The sequence below is a fragment of the Variovorax sp. SPNA7 genome (assembly GCF_033807855.1).
Taxonomy (GTDB): Bacteria; Pseudomonadota; Gammaproteobacteria; order Burkholderiales; family Burkholderiaceae_C; genus Variovorax; species Variovorax beijingensis.
This window is the reverse complement of record NZ_CP138513.1, coordinates 677,520-695,734: the sequence shown is the minus strand read 5'-3', so window position 1 is coordinate 695,734 and position 18,215 is coordinate 677,520. Positions and strand designations below refer to the sequence as shown.

Annotated in this window: 22 protein-coding genes; 7 read left to right on the top strand and 15 right to left on the bottom strand. The window is 62.9% G+C overall.

The annotated features are described in order from the left end of the window. Positions 1-28 precede the first annotated feature (28 nt). Entirely contained in the window at positions 29-1,330 is a 1,302-nt protein-coding gene (locus RZE77_RS03145; protein ID WP_319440649.1) for a methyl-accepting chemotaxis protein, read from the bottom strand. Positions 1,331-1,516: 186 nt separating this feature from the next. Between RZE77_RS03145 and RZE77_RS03140 the strand changes: the two genes are divergently transcribed. Continuing rightward, on the top strand, positions 1,517-2,491 hold the full coding sequence (locus RZE77_RS03140) for a helix-turn-helix domain-containing protein (protein ID WP_319440648.1): 975 nt from the start codon (positions 1,517-1,519) through the stop codon (positions 2,489-2,491). 52 nt (positions 2,492-2,543) lie between these two features. Here RZE77_RS03140 and RZE77_RS03135 read toward each other — a convergent pair whose 3' ends face one another. The 8 genes from RZE77_RS03135 to RZE77_RS03100 are packed head-to-tail and all read right to left on the bottom strand — an operon-like array spanning position 2,544 to position 9,623. Further along, on the bottom strand, positions 2,544-3,569 hold the full coding sequence (locus tag RZE77_RS03135) for a zinc-dependent alcohol dehydrogenase (protein ID WP_319440647.1): 1,026 nt from the start codon (positions 3,567-3,569) through the stop codon (positions 2,544-2,546). An 11-nt stretch (positions 3,570-3,580) separates the two neighbouring features. Next, a complete protein-coding gene (locus tag RZE77_RS03130) occupies positions 3,581-4,402 on the bottom strand; it encodes an SDR family NAD(P)-dependent oxidoreductase (RefSeq protein ID WP_319440646.1) in 822 nt (273 codons plus the stop codon). Then, positions 4,399-4,932, bottom strand: a complete 534-nt coding sequence (locus RZE77_RS03125; protein ID WP_319440645.1) for a 2,4'-dihydroxyacetophenone dioxygenase family protein — start codon at positions 4,930-4,932, stop codon at positions 4,399-4,401. Before RZE77_RS03125 ends, RZE77_RS03130 begins: the two co-directional genes overlap by 4 nt. A 7-nt stretch (positions 4,933-4,939) precedes the next feature. After that, positions 4,940-6,025, bottom strand: a complete 1,086-nt coding sequence (locus RZE77_RS03120) for a branched-chain amino acid ABC transporter permease (RefSeq protein ID WP_319440644.1) — start codon at positions 6,023-6,025, stop codon at positions 4,940-4,942. Positions 6,026-6,031: 6 nt separating this feature from the next. Then, positions 6,032-6,892, bottom strand: a complete 861-nt coding sequence (locus RZE77_RS03115; protein ID WP_319440643.1) for a branched-chain amino acid ABC transporter permease — start codon at positions 6,890-6,892, stop codon at positions 6,032-6,034. Further along, positions 6,879-7,625, bottom strand: coding sequence for an ABC transporter ATP-binding protein (locus RZE77_RS03110; protein WP_319440642.1), 747 nt, complete (start codon positions 7,623-7,625; stop codon positions 6,879-6,881). The genes RZE77_RS03115 and RZE77_RS03110 overlap by 14 nt, the downstream gene beginning before the upstream one ends. Then, the gene (locus tag RZE77_RS03105) at positions 7,622-8,335 is read right to left on the bottom strand and encodes an ABC transporter ATP-binding protein (RefSeq protein WP_319440641.1); all 714 of its coding nucleotides are present in this window, start codon (positions 8,333-8,335) and stop codon (positions 7,622-7,624) included. Before RZE77_RS03105 ends, RZE77_RS03110 begins: the two co-directional genes overlap by 4 nt. Positions 8,336-8,360: 25 nt before the next feature. Further along, positions 8,361-9,623, bottom strand: a complete 1,263-nt coding sequence (locus tag RZE77_RS03100) for an ABC transporter substrate-binding protein (RefSeq protein WP_319440640.1) — start codon at positions 9,621-9,623, stop codon at positions 8,361-8,363. Between the two features lie 716 nt (positions 9,624-10,339). Here RZE77_RS03100 and RZE77_RS03095 point away from each other — a divergent pair. Genes RZE77_RS03095 through RZE77_RS03085 form a run of 3 tightly spaced genes read left to right on the top strand, consistent with a single transcriptional unit; the run spans position 10,340 to position 12,346 of the window. Further along, positions 10,340-10,855, top strand: a complete 516-nt coding sequence (locus RZE77_RS03095) for an HNH endonuclease signature motif containing protein (RefSeq protein ID WP_319440639.1) — start codon at positions 10,340-10,342, stop codon at positions 10,853-10,855. Further along, on the top strand, positions 10,812-11,120 hold the full coding sequence (locus RZE77_RS03090; protein WP_319440638.1) for a hypothetical protein: 309 nt from the start codon (positions 10,812-10,814) through the stop codon (positions 11,118-11,120). Before RZE77_RS03095 ends, RZE77_RS03090 begins: the two co-directional genes overlap by 44 nt. Positions 11,121-11,176: 56 nt before the next feature. Continuing rightward, on the top strand, positions 11,177-12,346 hold the full coding sequence (locus RZE77_RS03085; RefSeq protein WP_319440637.1) for a hypothetical protein: 1,170 nt from the start codon (positions 11,177-11,179) through the stop codon (positions 12,344-12,346). A gap of 113 nt (positions 12,347-12,459) precedes the next feature. Here RZE77_RS03085 and RZE77_RS03080 read toward each other — a convergent pair whose 3' ends face one another. The 5 genes from RZE77_RS03080 to RZE77_RS03060 form a co-directional block, all read right to left on the bottom strand. Next, positions 12,460-12,912, bottom strand: a complete 453-nt coding sequence (locus RZE77_RS03080) for a hypothetical protein (RefSeq protein ID WP_319440636.1) — start codon at positions 12,910-12,912, stop codon at positions 12,460-12,462. A 265-nt stretch (positions 12,913-13,177) separates the two neighbouring features. Then, positions 13,178-13,585: a hypothetical protein gene (locus RZE77_RS03075; RefSeq protein WP_319440635.1), complete on the bottom strand. Its 408-nt coding sequence runs from the start codon at positions 13,583-13,585 to the stop codon at positions 13,178-13,180. Continuing rightward, positions 13,582-14,193, bottom strand: a complete 612-nt coding sequence (locus RZE77_RS03070) for a hypothetical protein (RefSeq protein WP_319440634.1) — start codon at positions 14,191-14,193, stop codon at positions 13,582-13,584. Before RZE77_RS03070 ends, RZE77_RS03075 begins: the two co-directional genes overlap by 4 nt. 1 nt (position 14,194) lies before the next feature. After that, positions 14,195-14,518: a hypothetical protein gene (locus RZE77_RS03065; RefSeq protein ID WP_319440633.1), complete on the bottom strand. Its 324-nt coding sequence runs from the start codon at positions 14,516-14,518 to the stop codon at positions 14,195-14,197. 195 nt (positions 14,519-14,713) lie between these two features. Beyond that, positions 14,714-14,863 (bottom strand): hypothetical protein, encoded by a 150-nt coding sequence (locus tag RZE77_RS03060; RefSeq protein WP_319440632.1) that lies wholly within the window; start codon positions 14,861-14,863, stop codon positions 14,714-14,716. Positions 14,864-15,035: 172 nt separating this feature from the next. Between RZE77_RS03060 and RZE77_RS03055 the strand changes: the two genes are divergently transcribed. After that, a complete protein-coding gene (locus RZE77_RS03055; RefSeq protein WP_319440631.1) occupies positions 15,036-15,461 on the top strand; it encodes a hypothetical protein in 426 nt (141 codons plus the stop codon). Between the two features lie 49 nt (positions 15,462-15,510). Here RZE77_RS03055 and RZE77_RS03050 read toward each other — a convergent pair whose 3' ends face one another. Continuing rightward, a complete protein-coding gene (locus RZE77_RS03050) occupies positions 15,511-16,008 on the bottom strand; it encodes a DUF2514 family protein (RefSeq protein WP_319440630.1) in 498 nt (165 codons plus the stop codon). Positions 16,009-16,071: 63 nt separating this feature from the next. Between RZE77_RS03050 and RZE77_RS03045 the strand changes: the two genes are divergently transcribed. Beyond that, positions 16,072-16,617, top strand: coding sequence for a tyrosine-type recombinase/integrase (locus RZE77_RS03045; RefSeq protein WP_319440629.1), 546 nt, complete (start codon positions 16,072-16,074; stop codon positions 16,615-16,617). 66 nt (positions 16,618-16,683) lie between these two features. Beyond that, the gene (locus tag RZE77_RS03040) at positions 16,684-18,150 is read left to right on the top strand and encodes an ATP-binding protein (RefSeq protein WP_319440628.1); all 1,467 of its coding nucleotides are present in this window, start codon (positions 16,684-16,686) and stop codon (positions 18,148-18,150) included. The last annotated feature ends 65 nt before the right edge of the window (positions 18,151-18,215 follow it).

Below are 18,215 nucleotides of genomic sequence, written 5' to 3'. Positions count from 1 at the left end.
CTCTTGCGGCCGGCGCGCACGCACGGGCTTAGAAAGTCTCCCAGTCTCCGCTGGCGGCGGACGTGCCCGCGATGGCCGTCACTGGCTTGCGCTGCGGTGCGGCGCCAATGACACGGCGAGCCGGGGGGACCGGCTGCACGACACGCGCCTGGATGGGCGCAGGCCTGGGCGGTGCCGCGGCGGGTTCCTCCTCGTCGTCGTCGAGCTTGAAGGTCGCCACCACCTGCGAGAGGCTGTCGGCCTGCTCCTGCAGCGACTGGGCCGCGGCCGCCGCCTCTTCGACCAGCGCCGCGTTCTGCTGCGTCACCTGGTCCATCTGCGCAATTGCCTGGTTCACCTGCTCGATGCCCTGCGCCTGCTCGTGGCTCGCGGCCGTGATCTCGCCGATGATGTCCGTCACGCGCTTGACGCCGCTCACGATCTCTTCCATCGTCTGGCCGGCCTCGCCGACGAGCGCGCTGCCCGCGTCGACCTTGCCCACCGAATCGTCGATCAGGCCCTTGATCTCCTTGGCCGCCGCGGCCGAGCGCTGCGCGAGGCTTCTCACTTCCGACGCGACCACCGCGAAGCCGCGGCCCTGCTCGCCGGCGCGCGCGGCTTCGACTGCGGCATTGAGCGCCAGGATGTTGGTCTGGAACGCGATGCCGTCGATCACGCCGATGATGTCGACGATCTTCCGGGAAGAAGCATTGATCGACGCCATGGTGTCGACCACCTGGCCCACGACGCTGCCACCCTTGACCGCCACTTCGGAGGCCGAGAGCGCGAGCTGATTCGCCTGCCGCGCGTTGTCCGCGTTCTGCTTGACGGTGCTCGTGAGCTCTTCCATCGAGGCCGCGGTCTGCTCGAGCGAGCTGGCCTGCTCTTCTGTGCGCGAGGACAGCTCCTGGTTGCCGGCAGCGATCTGCCCGGATGCCACCACGATCGAATCGGTCGATGCCTTGATGCGCGTCACCACATCCGTCAGCGTGTCCTCCATCTCGCCCATGCCGCGCAGCAGCCGCCCGAAATCGCCGCCGCGCTCGGTCTCGAATTCCTTGCTGAGGTCGCCCGAGGCCACGGTCTCCGCGATGAAAATCGCCTCGCCAAGCGGCTGCATGATGCTGCGCGCAAGCCAGGCGCTGCAGCCCACGCCCGCCAGCAGCGCGGCGAGCCCGAAGCCCGCCATGAGGTTGCGAGTCGAAGCGATATGCCCTGCGAGCTCCGGGGCGACGCCGCTGCCGGCGACGTCCTGAAGGCCCGCGATGCCGATCGCGAGCCCCGTCGCCATCAACAGCAACACGATCCCGAACGCCGCGCCCAGCTGGGCGCTGATCTTCCAATTGCGCATGTGCTTTTCCCGTGACGGCCGCCGACGCGGAGGCCAGGTTGCCTGGTATATCGGCAGTGCTGCGGCGGAACTTGAGGGTGTGGGACTAGGCGTAAACCCGAGGTTTTCCTTCGCACGTTTTGGTACTAGTACCTAGTGCTTCCGGTGATTGCTCTGGTTCAATTTCATGTGTTCTTCGTTGAAAACATGACGGCATCGACCCTGCACCGCTATTCGATCAACACGGCACCCGTCAGCCCTGAGCGGCGTGTGAGCTATTGGGAAGAAGAGTGCCGCGCCAACCTGGTCGGCTTTCGGTGCTCGTCCCATTCCGACGATGGCCTGCTGGCCCACCAGACCTGCCTGGACGTGGACCAGCTGCGAATCGGGCAAACCACCGCCAACGCCCACGTGATCGAGCGCACGCCGGACATGATCCGAGCATTCCCGCGCGAGTCGATCTTCGTCAACGTGATTCTGTCCGGCGAGACGTTCGTCTACCAGCGGGGCCACTGCGCCAAGCTGCAGCAGGGCGACGTGCTGATCTACGACGCGCGCTACCCGTACCTGGTCGGCGGCGCCGACACCTTCAACCTGCTGCACATCGACATCCCCGCCGAGGTCTTTCAAACCCAGCTGGCCCGCGCCGATGTGAAGAAGCCCATCCACATCGCCATGGCGCACAGCACCAGCCGCCTCTACAACCGCACGCTGAGCCGTTTGCTGCTCGGCCTGATCGACGGTCCGGCCGAAGCACGGTGCAGCAACGAGGTGCTGCACCAGCAGGTCTGCGACCTGCTGGGCGCGATGATGGGCCAGTCGGAAGGCGGCCCTGCCCTGTCGGCCTTGAGCGCGGGTCATTTGCTGGCCGCCAAGGCCTACATCAGCGAGCACCTGGATGATGAGGAACTGCATGCCCTGGCCATTGCACGGGAGGTCGGCATTTCCGAGCGCCATCTGCGCCGGCTGTTCGCGGCACAGGGCGAATCCATCTCCGACTATGTGCTGGCACGCCGCCTGGACCGTGCCCGGCAGGCGCTGCTGGACCCGCGCCTGCGCCGGTGCACCGTGGCCGAAACAGCCTACCGCTGCGGCTTCGCCAGCCATGCGCACTTCTCGCGGGTGTTCAAGCAGCGCTTCGGCGTCACGCCCGGCGAACTGCTGCGCGGCTCGCAGCACTGATCCTGTGGTGGCTGGCGCCGCCAAGATCGCCAACGGCGGCTGAGCGTCCTCTTCAGCAGGCAACGTCGGCGAACGGGTCCACCAGCACCTTGCACTGCGTGGTGCGCTGGCGCAATGCCTCGAAGGCCGTGGGCAGTTCGGCCAGCGAGATCGTGTCCGAGATCAGCGCCTGCGGTGCATAGCGGCCGCCGTCCAGCGCGTCGATGGCGCTGCCGAACTCCTGCATGCTGAAGAACACCGACATCACGATGCGCACCTCTTTCGAGATGGCCCGGAAGGCATCGAAGTGGTCGCGTGCGGTACACAGGCCCAGCACCAGCACCGTACCGCGCGGGCGGACCAGACCGATGCAGTGGTCGATCAGGCCGGGCTTGCCGACGCATTCGAACACCACGTCGGCCTGGCCGCCGAAGTGCTCATTGGCCTGGCGGGCAAGGTCCTCGCCCGCCACCAGGAAAGCTCCGGCGCCCAGGTCCATGGCGCGTGCTTCCTGATGGCGGTTCAGGTCGCTCACTGCCACCGCGCCGGCACCCATGCGGCGGGCCCAGAAGGCCACGGCCAGGCCGATGGCGCCGGCCCCCACCACCAGCACCTTGTCGCCGGGCTTGAGGCCGGCCTGCATCACGCCGTGCAGCGCCACGGCCAGCGGTTCGGCCAGTGCGCCATCGGCCGCCGAGATGCCCCAGGGCAGCTTGCGGCACTGGCGCGCGGCCACGGCGGCGTACTGCGCGTAGCCGCCGCCGGTCAGCTGCATCTGCGTGCACCATGCCGGCTCGCCGCGCCGGCAGCTGTCGCATTGGCCACAGCCAAAGAGCGGCGCGGCAGTGACCTGGTCGCCCACCTTCAGGCCGGCCACTTCGGCGCCGACCTCCAGCACCTCGCCCGAATATTCATGGCCCAGCACGTCGCCCTGGCGGGCGCCAAACACCGGATCTTCGGTGATGTGCAGGTCGCTGCCGCAGATGCCGCAGCGGCACACCTTGAGCAGCACCTGGTAGCGGTCGGGCTCGGGCGTGGCCAGTTCGGCCAGGCGAAGGGGCTGACGCAGCGCGTCGAAGATGGCGGCTTGCATGCGCATGGGGGTGTCCTTCAGTCGACGCGGCCCAGCATCTGGCCGCCATCGATCACGAGTTGGGCGCCCGTGACGAAGGACGAGGCCTGCGAGGCCAGGAACAGCGCCAGCGGCTTGATCTCTTCGGTGTCGGCCACCCGATGCATGGGCACGCGGACCTGGAAGGCTTCGCGGTCGGCAGGGTTGCGCAGCCGGCCGCCCGCAATGTTGGTGACGAAGGGCCCCGGCGCAATGGCATTGACGCGGATGCCGTAGCGGGCCAGTTCCATCGCCGCCTGGCGCACCAGCGAAGCTGCGCCGGCCTTGGCCGGCATGTAAGGCGTACCGACGATGGCCTCGTTGATGATCGCGGCGTTGGAGGTGGTGACGATGATGCTGCCCGAGCCTTTGGGCTTCATCAGGCGTGCGGCGGCGCGCAGGCTGGTGAAGACGGAGGTCAGGTTGGTGGCGATCACGGCATCCCAATGCGCCTCGTCCAGGCCTTCGAGCGAGCCTGCCGGGTTGCGCTCGTTCCCGGGCGTCAGAAAGCCGGGCCCGGCGTCGATGCCTGCGTTGGCGAACAGCACGTCCAGCCCACCGTGGGCGCTGGCGCTGCGCTCGAAGGCAGCCTGCAGGGCTGCGCGGTCGGTCACGTCCACCACCGCGGTGCGCACATCGGCCCCTTGCGCGCGCAGGCGCTGCCCGGCGGCTTGCAGGCCCGTGGCGTTCAGGTCGAACAGGCTGACGCGTGCGCCATGCTCGGCCATCACCTCGGCGTAGGCCAGGCCGATGCCGCTGGCCGCGCCGGTGACCACGCAGGCCAGGCCGCGCACATCGAAGCGTTGCAGCGTGGCGCTCACAGGAACAGCGCCTGGTTGATGGGCAGGCCCTTTTCGCGGCAGTAGCCGACGTAGTGGTTGATGAACCAGAACACGTCGAAGGTGTCGGTGAGCTTGCCGGCGTCGTCGAAGAACTCGATCGCGCCGTTGATCCAGAACATGGCCTTCATGCCGTTCGGATCGTCCGAATACAGCGTGTGCGCGGTGCCCGGCGTTTCGTGGACGAAGCTGCCGGGGCGGGCGACCCAGTCGTACTCGTAGTAGCCCCAGCTGCCTTCCAGCGTGACAGCCGAGACGGCGCCGCGGTGGCGGTGCGTGCCGATGCGCCCACCGCCCTTGACCCACAGCACGTTGGCCACGGCGCCGGTGCGCACGTCGAACGACAGGTGGCGGATGGCCGCGCTGTCGCCGAACGGCACCCAGGGCGACTCGGCCTCGGACGGGCCGACGTGGCCGCCGGTCAGGCCGAACTCCGCGATCGTCGGTGCATAGGGCTCGGCGGGCAACTGGATCATGGCCGGATTGAACGGCGCGACGGGTGTCTTGCTCATGGGTGCCTCATCGTGGTTTGTCATCGGGAGAAAAAGAAGAAGGCGGCGGCCGGCGCAGCAGGTGGCGGCGCAGCGGGAACCAGGGGGTGTCGAAGCGCTGGCGCCACAAGCCCCACAGGCCACCGCGCGCGAACAAGGCCATGCCCAGCGTCATCAAGCCCAGCAGCACCATGTAGGTGGCGCCAAAGCGGCCGAACAGTCTGTCCGCGGCAAAGAACAGCAAGGCGCCGATCAGCGGCCCTTCGATGGAGCCGATGCCACCCACCATGACGATGAAGATGCAGATCGACGACCAATTGGCATCGAAGCCAGCCGCGGGTGAGATGCGCAGCGCGCTGAGGTAGTACACCGCGCCCACCATGCCGGTGCCGACCGCAGCGGCCAGGTAGATCAAGAAGCGCAGGCGCTTCACGTCCACCCCCTGGCTCGAAGCGGCCACCGGGTTGTCGCGCATGGCCATCAATGCAAGGCCGTAGCGCGAGCGCAGCAGCGCGCAGCAGCCGCCCACCGCCAGCAGCAGCATCGCGGCACTGAGCCACAGCGTACCGAACTCGCGCTCCTCGAGGCTGTACTTGCTCATGGCGCGCAGCGTCATGCCCGAGCCGCTGCCCACGTAGTCGAAGGTGGAGGTGAACAGGCGGCAGACCTCGGCCACCACCCAGGTTCCGATCGCGAAGTACGGCCCGTCCAGCCGGTGCAGCAGCGCATAGGCCGGCACCGCCAGCAGGGCCGGCACCACCAGGCACAGGACCGAGGCCAGGTAAGGGTCCACGCCAAACTTGTTGGCCAATACGAACAGGGCATAGCCCGCAACGCCGATGTAGGCCTGCTGTCCCACCGACACCAGGCCGGCATAGCCCGCCAGCAGGTTCCACATCTGCGCGACGACGACGTAGCAGCTCAGCTCGATCACCGAGCGGATCAGGCCCGAGTCGGCCCACCAGGGCATGCTCAGCATCACGGCCACGGCCAGCACGCACAGGCTCAGCGCGACGCGGCTGGACGCGGTGTGGCGCTGGACCTGTGCGGGCGATCCAGCGACTGCGAGGGGAGCCGAGGCGGAGGTGTTCATCGCGGCACTGATTGCATTCATGGCGCTCTACCCCTTGCGGGACATCAGCCCTTGCGGGCGCACGGCCAGCACGGCCAGGAAAACCAGATGGCCGCTGAGCACGCCCCAGCCGGCATCGATCCGAAAGCCCACGGCCTGGGCCACGCCCAGCACCATCGCGCCGAGGAACGCGCCCCAGGTCGAGCCCATGCCGCCGATGATCACGGCTTCGAAGGCGTAGATCAGTTGCGCCGGGCCGTCGGCGGGCGCCACCGTGGCGCGCAACGACTGGCATACCGCCGCCACGCCCAGCATGCCCACCGCCAGCGCGGTGGCTGCGGCATAGACGCGCCGTGGGTTGACGCCGGTGATGGCGGCCGCCTCGGGGTCGGCCGAAGCAGCACGCAGGGCGCGGCCGAAGGCGGTGTAGCGCAGGGTCAGGTCCAGGCCTGCGCTCATCAGCAGCGCAGCAACAAATATCTGCAAGGGCAGCACGCCGACGAACAGATCGCCGAGCGCCACGCTCGCCGACTCCAGGCCCTGGCCCGGCAGCGAGCGCGTGTCGGCCGACCAGACCTGCAGCATCAGGTTCTGCAGCGCGATGGACAGGCCATACGTGGCAATCAGCGAAGGCAGCGGGTCGTTGCCCAGCACACGGTTCAGCACCGTGCGTTGCAGCAGCCAGCCCAGCACCGCCGCGACCGGCACCATCATCGCAACCACCGCATAGGGCCCGATGGCCAGCGCGCCGGCCAGGCTGATGCCCATCAATGACAGCAGGATCATGATGTCGCCCTGGGCCGTGTTGACGATGCGCATCACGCCGAACATCAGTGCCATGCCCAGCGCGTACTGGGCGTACATGCCGCCCAGCAGCAGGCCTTGGACAAGGGCGTCAAGCCATGGCATGGCCGGCTCCAAAGTAGGCGCGGGCGATCTCGCCACGCTCGATCTCGCTCGAGCGGCCGGTCAGGGTGATGCGGCCTTCGAGCATGCAGTAGAGCCTGTGGGAAGCACGGCGGGCCAGGGCCACGTCCTGCTCCACCAGCACGATGGCGGTGCCGGCGGCCGCGATGTCCGGCACCGCGGCGTAGATCTCTCGGATCACCAGCGGGGCCAAGCCCAGCGACAGCTCGTCGCACAGCAACAGACGCGGCTGGCAGAGCAGCGCACGGCCGATGGCCACCATCTGCTGCTGCCCGCCCGACAGCGACTCCACCGGCACGCGGCGCTTGGTCTTCAGGATGGGGAACAGCGCGTGCAGACGCTCCAGCGTCCAGGTCCGGGCGCTGCTGCCCGCACCGGCGGCAGGCGCCTGGTCGATGGCCACGCGCAGGTTGTCGTCCACCGACATGCCGGTGAACAATCGCCGGCCCTCGGGCACCATGGCCAGCCCGCGCCGCACCATCTGGTGCGGGGCGCTGCCGCCCACCGGCTGGCCGTTGAAGCGCACCATGTCGGCGGACACCGGCAGCAGGCCGCTCAGGCTTTTTAGCAAGGTGGACTTGCCGGCGCCGTTGGCCCCGATCAGCGCCACCACCTCGCCTGCAGCGATCTCGAAATCAATGCCGAACAAGGCCTGGAAGTCGCCGTAGCGAGCGTCGAGAGCCTGGGTGGACAGCAAGGCGGATGAAGGACTCATGCCTCGATTCCCATGTAGACGCGTTGCACTTCGGGGTTGTTCATCACGGCTTGCGGCGGGCCCTCGGCAATCATCTCGCCGAAGTTCAGCACCAGCAGCCGGTCGGCCACAGCCATCAACGCATTGAGCACGTGCTCGATCCAGACCACGGTGACCTGGCGTTCGCGGATGCGCTTCACCAAGCTCACCAACTGGTGCGACTCCTCGTCCGTCAGGCCGCCGGCGATCTCGTCGAGCAGCAGCAGCTTCGGTCCGCTGGCCAGCGCACGGGCCAGTTCCAGCCGCTTGCGGTCCAGCAGCGTCAGGCCGCCCGCCAGGTGGTTGGCTTTCAGGCCGAGGCCGCAGTCGTCCAGGATCTGGGCGCAGCGGTCGTTGGCGGCGCGCTCGGGCTGTTGGCCACCGAACATCGCCGCCACCAGCAGGTTCTCGAAGGCCGTCATGCCGCCATAGGGACGCGGCACCTGGTAGGTGCGGCCGATGCCGAGCCGGCAGCGCTTGAACGGCGGCTCGCCCTTCAAACGTTCGCCGGCAAAGATCACCTCGCCCTGGTCCAGCGCCACGTCGCCGCTGATCAGGTTGAACAACGTGGTCTTGCCCGCGCCGTTGGGGCCCAGCACGCCCAGCACCTCGCCGGTGTGGACCTCGAAGCTGAGTTCGTGGATCACCCGCACGGCGCCGAAGGACTTGCTCAGGCCGCGCGCGGACAGCATGGGTGAGGCACTGACTGTCATGGGTTCAGATCAGCAGCAGCTTGCCTTCGGTGGGCACCAGCTTGCCCACGCTGTTGTCGACGATGCGAAGGTCATAGCGGTGCTTGGCACCCTTGACCCACTGGCCGCCGACGATGGGCGTCTTGCAGATATTGGGTGTAGGACCACCCTTGAAGCTGATCGGGCCGGCGATGGTGTTGACGCTGGTCTCGGTGATGGCCTGGCGAATGGCGTCCCGGCTCAGCGGGTCCTTGCTGCGCTTGAGCACGTCGATGGCCACTTCCCACAGCGCATGCGCATAGCCCAGCGGCTGGGTCCATTGCTTTTTGGTCTCCGCCTCCCAGTCGGCGGCCATCCTGGCTCCGTTCTCGCCGGTGAGCGAGGATTTGAACGGGAAGGCCGGCGTCCACCAGACCTCCGTGCTCATGCCCAGGCCCAGCTCTCCCATGGCCTCCACGCCGGAGGGAAACAGCAGCGCGGCCGCCACGGTCACGACCTTGGGCTTGTACTGCTGCTGGCGGCACTGGGTGATGAAGGTCTTCAGGTCCGCCGGGTAGCCGATGCCGCCGATGATCTCGCAGCCGGCCTTCTTGTAGGCCGAGATCTGCGCCGAGAAGTCGTTGGTCAGCGGCTGGAACGAGCTCGGAATCACCGTCTCGAACTTCGCCTTGGCGACGGCCGGCGGCAGGCCCCATTCCTTGTTGCCCCAGGCTTCGCCATCGGCATTTCGCGGGAACAGCATGCCCACCTTGCGGTTGGTTTCCACCGAGTTCCACATGCTGGTGAAGGTGCCCAGGACATCCTCCAGGCCCCAGAAGAAGTGGTATGTCCACTTGAACGGCTTCTCGGCCGAGCCGCCGCGCGGGAACACGAAGCTCTGCCACGGCGCCTGGCTGGACAGGCAAGGCACGCCATTGAGCTCGCACTGGTCCGACACCGGGTTGATCGCGTCGGTGGTGGATGCCGGCAGCATCAGGTGCACCTTCTCGTTCAGGATCAGGTTGCCCGCCAGTTCGGCCGCCTTGTTGGGATTGCTCTGGCTGTCGCGCACCAGGATCTCCACCGCGTACTTCTGGCCGTTGACCGTAAGGCCATCCTTCAGCAAGGCCTGGATCCTTGCCACCATGTACTTGTCGGTCTCGCCGAACGGCGCCTGCGGGCCGGTCATCGGGCTGATGAAGCCGATGCGGATGGTCTTGCCCTGAGCCAGTGCCAGGCCCGGCAGGCCCGCCGTGGCGGCAGCGGCGCCCAGGCCCTTGAGAACGTGGCGGCGTGAGGTGTTGTTCATGTTGTCTCCTGCGGTGATTGGATGGCCGAGGCGCTTCGCACGAGAGCGCGCCCTCTGGTCCTCGATCCAGATTCACTTTAGGGGAGGCACCGCGTGTCGCCTTGCCTGAGGCGGCCACGAGTCTTGATTGGGGAGGACACGGCTTTCTGGCCGCTTCGTGCTGGCCTGCGCCAGCGGCATCTGGATCGAAGCTGCCCCTCCCACAAGTGACCGGCTTCGCGCGGGAAACTACGGACTGCTCTGGAATGAAAAAAGCCCCAAGTAGTTGATTTACTTAGCGCTTTTTTGATCTTGATGGTCGCCTGCGGACGACCTCAAATGATGAATGGTGGCCTGGGGCGGAATCGAACCACCGACACGCGGATTTTCAAACCATGGCACAACTCAACAGCCATGCGGCCCGCAGGCCTTCTGAGGGAATATTCAGCGACGCGTAGGCCTCTCCCCTCGCGAGCTTGAAGGGCGACGTTCCCACGAGTACGACCTATCGTTTGCGCGAAATGTCACTTACAACAAGTGAAGTTTTTGTCATATGCGCAGGCCGTAGATGACAACTTCGGTACTTGCGAGTTACTTCGCACTTTGCTGAAATAGCCTGCGCGCGCACGCGCATGGGCGCGCCCGAATGCCGCGAGCGTTGGCCGGCGCCAATCCGGAAATCCATGTGTGGGCATAGATGCATGTCGTTGGAATACTTGCCGGCGATGAGCAAGTCAATGAAGCCCAAATGGACCGAGGAACAGATGACCCTGCTCCGAGAGCTCTATCCGCTCGGCGCGATTGATGAGATCGCCCAGGGCACGGGCCGGAGCCGCCAGGCTGTCAAGCACATGGCCATCGCGCTAGGCCTGAGCGGCAAGTACCACTGGCGCGGCACACCGCTTCCTCTCGGTGCTGAAGTCCGTCGACAAGGGGAAAACTCCTATCCGATGGTGAAGATCCTCGACGACGCCAGCAAAGCGATCTGGATACGCAAGCACCACTTGGTTTGGAAAGAGCACACCGGCACCCTTCCGGCCAAGGGGACGCGCGTGCTCTTCAAGGACGGCGACCGAGGCAACTGCGCCTTTGGAAACCTCGAACTCATCACCGACGCCGAGGCCGCTACCCGCATGACCGAACTCCGGTCATACCCACCTGCGCTGCAGGAAACCATCCGCCTGTTGGGCGACCTTAAGAAAGCTCTGTATGACCATGAAAAACATGGCCGACCTTCGCAACGAGTTGTTTGAAGTGATGCACGAACTGAGAACGTCCGCAAAGCCCGACATACCCAAATTGCGCATGTACTGTGAGGTCGCGACGGTCGCCGTGAACGCCATCCGCACACAGGTCGCCTACGCGAGCATCATCAAGGGCGACCTTGATCTTCCCTTTATGGAAGAACCTCTTCCAGAGCCGCAGCAGCCGCGCGGCCCCGGATCTACGCTCAACCCACTGGAGAGCGGGCCGTCTCCGGATCACCCTTGGAGGCGTGTGCATCGACTCGGGCGCTGACGGGTCGCCATCCTATGGCAGTAGCATGCCGCTCAGCCAAACTCGAGGAAAAAACGGTGACCCATTATTTAAAATTTGTGCTCCTGTTCTACGCGCTATTCATATCCTCTTTGTCGCTAGCGGCAGACAAGTGGAGCATCGGCTTCAACGAGCCGTTCATCTCTGGATACATGAAATCCAAAGGGCATTGGTGTGCCGAGTGCCCTACAAACACCTACCAAGCAGATGCGGCACTCATTAATGGTCGAATATTGGACCTTGCCAGCCAACGACATGTTGGCGCTTTTAGGGAGATCATTCCTCTTGCCGCACTGCGACCGAATTCAAGCACCAATCACTATGACGACGTCATTGACATCATTTCGATTTACTCGAACTACAACCTAAAATTAACGCTGACATTTGGATTACCCATCCCGTCTTGGATATCGCCAAACGGAAGCACATGGACCCCAATGCCGACGTCCGATCAAGAATGGGCTACGCTAAAAAACTCACTCGCCCTCGAAATGGGGAACCTCGTTCAAGCTCTGTGGAATAGCCCACGCGTAAACCGCACTTGGATGACGACTCATCTCTTTATCGAAGGATTCAATGAATTCGACTCACTTCAAAATACCTCAGGGTCAACAGTCAACTCATCGCCTACGCGAGCCGCTGACTTACAAAACGGGATCCAATGGTACTTGAATCTGTATGGCACAAGCGTGCAGACATTAATGCCATCGGTTGTAGGAGCGTATGCAGGATATGGGTCGGGCGTCGCAGATCCGCAGGCGCAGTACATCTCGGATTATTACCAACTCTACGGGACCGGACTGCCCAATGCTCACATTTATGTGAGGAACGATTTTGAGTTTCAAGGGTATGGGGATTTGCTAAATAAGCTACGAATCCGCGTTCTTGCCATTGATCAAATCCTCCCCTCTGCACTAAAGGGAAAGTTGGTTATAGGAGAGACGGGAGCGGCGGACCGTGTTCCGCCTAACTGCACTGCGCAGAGTCCCGGAGGAAGCTTGGCTATAGCTCAACGAGACTCCTACTATGCTGCTGTCGCGTTCGACAGTGAGATAAATTCAAGAGTGGGAATGATTTTATTCTGGCGCCTCATGAACTTGCCCGCAAACCAGCTTCCCTCGTGCGAAGCATATTTCGGGGTTGTTCACGACGATAACTCCGGCTACAAGGCAGTCGGCCTAAATCTATTCAACTATCTAGGAAATTGAAGCGTCACACGGAGGCGTGAGTTCGGTCAATGAGGTCTTCTATCTTCGGCGACCAAACCCATGCCAAAAGCTGGACAGCCGCGTTATCAGGCCGGCCTTTCACGCGGCGGCGCTCAGATGCCGATCCCGGGCACAGGCTCCTGCACATGGGGATGCCACACCTCCCCCGCCCTGCTTGCCTTGGCAAGTCGCTCTAGGAATTGCTGCGGTAGTTGCCCACCTGGCGGATGAGAACAAAGCATCCCAGCAGGCGAGGTCTGCGTAACCACGATCCCTGCGCCGTATCCTGCGAGCCGGTCGAAAGCTTCAGCCACAAACAACGGCATACCTCGCAGAGTCACTTCGATCCACACGGTGACATTCTGGTCCGAGCGGTTAGCCGCATCGATGGCGGCAGACAACAGCTCAGCCGCCCTTCCCGTGGTGATGGCGGCCGCGGACCCGGCCGTACCGATGGTCATACGCAAAACCGGGAAGTTGCGATCCAATGCGTCGCTCCAAATTTTTGGATCAAACATGTCAGCTACTGCGTTGAGTGCGGCTGCGTCGGTCGCGTTGAATCCCATGGACACCCTTTAGTGATGAAGAACCGCTATGGTATTTGATGAATCGAATGGGGCGCCTTTTGTTCTTGCCGAAAGCCTCAATTAATCAACGTCGTTAATTAGCTGGCCCCGCGACGCACTTCGTTGATCGGCCGCAGCCATTCCACTGCTGCTGTAGCCGGTGCGCTCAGGTGGCCGGGAAAGCGCTGCAGCGTTGGGCGTCGCGCCGCGGCAGTCTCACGATCCCAGTGGAAGTGCACGGAGCCTTTGCCGAACTCGAGGCAAATCACTCGGCGCGTTTACGCGCGGTGATCTTGCGAATCGCCCCTTTTGAAGCCGGAACCTTGGGAGCTTTGCGCGCCGTATTAGCCGGTGTCACTGCGGATACGCCTGTGATGCTGACGGGAACGGGTTCCGCATTGCGCGAGGCATCAAACACCATATCTCCGCCTTGAGAAACCTCATAAACAGCCACCTTATCCACCCCAACCATACCTGTTGGCATTGCCTGGTGGACTTGGCCGGGCTCCGCCATGCGTGTCGTGATCGCAGCAAAACGCAGCTGGACCCCCAGGCGCCACCATCCACTCTTGATTCCATTGGCAGCAAAAAGCGCGGCAGCGACCTGCTGCCAGCTGAAAAGATGAGCCGGTTCGGCGACTTCGGCGCGCTTTGTAGGCCTAGGTTCCTTCATGTAAACATTTCCTTGCTCTGCGCCGAATCGGCCGCATCAAAAACAAACTCTTCTTCGTCGGCCGCCGACACGGTGACGATGGTCTTAAAGCCCTCAAGGCCACCGCGGTCCATCGCCTCAATAAGGGCCTGAGCCAACCGCTCGTCGGCTCGCCGCACGGCGAGCGCCTGCGCGAACGCGATGTCTTCGCGCCAACCTTCACCTTCGACAAAGCGCATCACATAGTCACAAGGCACTGCTTCCGTGGATTCAACGATGAACGCACGCACAGCGGCCGCAAGATAGCGCTTGTTGAAGCGCTCCAACCAGATCAATCGAAGCATGTTGCTCTCAGCCAGTGGCACTGGCGCGGAGCCCTTTTCCCACTTCGCGGCAATCTGGCTGCTCTTATCCCCGAGACGCCCAACGTCTTCCTGTGTCATGTCCAAGCTTTTGCGCAGGAAACGCAATTCCGGACCCGTCAAGGCGCCAGAGCGCATCGCGATTGCCCCCGCAAGGGCTTGATAGAGCCCATCGAGATCGCGATATGCGATCGCCCCATCCGGCCGCTCAAGCACCCCATCGAGCAAGTAGACATTGGGCAGGCCTACGCCCTTGAGTCTTCGCATTTCAGTTCACCTTCATGACCGTTATGACCGAGAAAGACGAGAGCTGGTCCCAGTCCCCATTGCAATCGTCAAGTCCGCCAACTGCAACGCGGATGTGAAGTCCTCGGTGTACTACGTTCGCACGCGACTCAGGGGGATTGCCTTGTTGCTCTGGACCGTAAGCAGTGCCTCTGCGAAGGCAGGTCAGAACATCATCATGGTCAAATCCGTCGTTGTCCATTTCGTCCTCGGCGTGCGGGATAAAAAAAACATTCAGGGAATCCCGCGCAACACGCTTGATAGCCTGTGTGAGCTTGGGATTCTCCTGACCGAACGTTGTTGCCATTCTATACAAATTATAGGTTCACCTTCTACAAAATCGGCAATCCCTCAAAGATTTATGAGGTCACCACTCTCGACGCGGCGTTCTGCAGACGCCCCCATCTAGGATCGAAAACCGCACCTAACGGCGTGTCTCTCGACTAGGGCTCGGGTCTCAGCCGCAGCCCGCGGTCATTCATCATGGCGCCCAGCGGGAGACTCACTTCAGCGGCACGTCCTTCAACAACGAATCGACCTCGTTCAAGTAGCTCTCGACTTCGCGAAGCCAATCCTGCGAGAACCGGGGATCGATCAGCATCCCTGCACTAGCCAGAGCGATCGGCTTGAGTTCGAAGGCATCAGCATTCACTTGTCGATTCTTGGCAATGGGCCACGACGAGCGTCAGCGTATGGTGCAGCACCAGATTGACAGGCAATCCTCCCCCAGCGTACAAAGCAGGCGCCAGGCAGATCGTCGACCCCAAAACGCCGCATACAAACCGAGCTTGGCCGCAAGGAGGATCACTTCATCGGAGAGATCCATGGCCTTCATTTGGAACCGCGTTCATGTGGTGCGTATCGCCTGCGCCTTCATCATCTCACTGCTCGGCGCATCGGGGCTCGCCTGGACGCAGGAGGCCGGGTCACCAGCGTCGGTTGCGCCTGCCGGCGAAGTCGACCCGATTGCCACCGCGCTGGCAATCGGGTCGTACAAGGAGTGCCTGACCAATAACGGACGCGTCACGTTCGCGTGCGGGGCGCAGAGCTGCCCGGGCGGCACGAAGTACCTTCGCACGATTAACAGGTCAATTCCAGAGTGCAACTCCTCGTCGTGCGTCAACATGAAAGCGCTGGGATGGAAAAAGGGCAACAAGACCAAGTTCTGCAGAAATCGAGGGTACGACGGGGTAAGGGCGGCATCAAGGCATGACTATGGCAAGGGCGGGTGCTGCTTCAAGAACAGCTGATCGCGCGCATTGCGCGAGCGCCCGTCATCGCCGCCGCCGTAGCTGAGCCCTATGGCGTCAGGGCATCGTACGTGCGCTCGCAGGCGATGCCGGCAATCCGGAGCCGGTCAGCGTATTCCGCCAGATCCCCCGCTCGTTGGTCAATCCGGCCGAGCACGTCAACGAGCAGCCCAATGGGGTCTTCACCAGACTTGCCCGGGCTTGGGGCGACAGAGCAGGCACGCGCGCGGGCTCGACTGGCGGCACCGGCGGCTGCATCGCGCACCCCGTCAGAAGCAGTGCGAGCAAGGCGAAGTGAATCTTCGAGGGACGCGATTCTGGCTTGAGCATGTTGAGCCTCCTGTGCGGTTGCCGCAGCGCGGCGCTGTTCTTCGGCGCGCTGTGCGCGATCGGCGAGGATGCGCAACTCCTGCTGTGCGATCTTGTAGGCGTCGAAGTCCTTGCGAACTTCAGCCTTTCCGGACCTGTAGACGAAGAAGTTTGAGAAGGTCAGCGCCGCAGCTAGTGCGATAGCGGCCCAAACCTTCGGATTGAGAAGTGCGGTCATACCGTCCTCCGGCCGGAGCAAAGTCGGCACTGAATGCGCGTAGGGATGCCCAGGAACACTCGGGTGCAGTCGCCGCAGCCCGAGACGTTCGCGGCGTTCCTTGCATGGTTGAACACGCAAGGCCCACAGCGCAAGGTCATCGGCTTGATGGCCGAGTTCGCAGCGATGGCCGGCTCTCGTCGCATCGAGTTCATTCGCCTCACCCTGCCGCAGATCGACGACGAGCTCGGCCGGATTCGACTGATGCGCGCGAAACAGCACGGCGGGTCAGTGCGCGTCGAAAAGGTGATGATCACCGCGGGAATGGAGGACTTGGTGCGGCGACTTCGTGCGCTTGAGCGACCCGATGGCTGCCTGCACGTCTTCACCACGCGGGACGGAAATCCGTACACCGATGACGGCTTCGCGTCGACCTGGCAGCGCGCGATGACCAAGGCACTCGAGGACAAGATCATCCCGAGGCGCTTCACCTTCCACGACCTTCGGGCCTACTACACGACTCAGCACAAGGACCAGTATGGCGGACTGCCAGAACTACACGCAGACATGAAGACCACTGCCAGGGTTTATGACCGCTCACGAGTCTCGACCCGAAAGGGGCTCAAGTAACCCCAGCCAGTGCCTCATGCCTCGATTTGGCCCGAAATAGGCGTGGCAGGCGACAATCGAAAGCCTATGACCATCAACCGAAGCCACGAATTTCTAACCAGCCTGGTGCGCGAATTTTGCAAGCTGAGCGAGGAGATGGAATGGCTTGAGTTCAAGCAGAACAAGGCTGAAGCACAGGAGATTGGTGAATACATCTCCGCCCTCGCAAATTCGGCAGCCTTCGCTGGCAAGGCGTTCGCGTACATGGTCTGGGGCGTCTCCGATGGCGATCACGAGGTCGTAGGAACAACTTTTCGATTCGCATCTGCCAAAGTGGGCAACGAGGAGCTAGAAAGCTGGTTGCTCCGAATGCTTCTGCCCAAGATTCATTTCCGATTTTTCGAGATCGATTTTGATGGGAAGTTGGTCTCCATTCTGGAGATTGAGCGGGCCCAGCACACGCCCGTGAGATTTTCCGGACATGAGTACATCCGCGTCGGATCGAACAAGAAGTTGTTGAAGGATTTTCAGGAGCGAGAGCGGGCACTTTGGCGAATCTTTGACAAGAGCCCCTTCGAAGCTGGTGTGGCAGCAGAGCGCCAGGCGGACTCGGAAGTCTTGGCCCTTCTTGACTATCCCAGTTACTTTGAACTTTTGGGCTTCCCTCTGCCAGAGGGAAGGGATGCAGTGTTGCAAGCGCTCGCAGCCGACAAGTTGATCGTAAAGTGCGATGCCGGTGGATGGAACATCACAAACTTGGGGGCTCTTTTGTTTGCCAGGCGCCTGGACGATTTCGCCAACCTCAAGCGCAAGGCAATGCGCGTGATCCTGTATCGCGCAAACGATCGAGTGGAGACCGTGCGCGAACAGGTCGGGGCGAAAGGATATGCCTCTGGCTTCGAAGGCCTCATCAGCTATGTCAACGGCTTGATCCCTGCCAACGAAGTCATCGGGCAAGCGCTCAGAAAAAGTGTTCCCATGTTTCCAGAGCTTGCCGTCCGCGAGTTAGTGGCGAACGCACTGATACACCAAGATCTTTCTGTGCATGGCAGCGGCCCGATGGTCGAGATTTTTGCGAATCGAATCGAGATTACGAATCCCGGCTCTCCTCTGATGGACACAAACAGGTTCATCGATACGCCTCCCTCCTCTAGAAACGAAGAGCTGGCCTCCCTGATGAGGCGCATCGGCATTTGCGAGGAGCGAGGGTCCGGCTGGGACAAGGTTGTCCACGAAACAGAGTTCTATCAACTCCCCGCTCCAGTCGCGGAAATCGCTGGCGATAACACGCGAGTAGTCCTCTTCGCACATCGCCCACTGTCTAGCATGGACAAGGGGGATCGGATACACGCGTGCTACCTGCACGCCTGCCTGAAGTACGTGATGCGGGACAACCTGACAAACGCCTCTTTGAGGGTCCGCTTCGGGGTAGAGGAGAAGAACAAGGCCGCAGTCTCTCGTTACATCAAGGAGGCTGTCGAGGCGGGAATGATCAAGGCATACGACGCCGACGCCGCCCGCAACCAGATGCGATACGTGCCGTTCTGGGCCTAGGTCATTGATGACAAGTGTTTTCGCTTGACATCTAGCTGCCGTCACCAAAGCTAAGTGCTTGATTT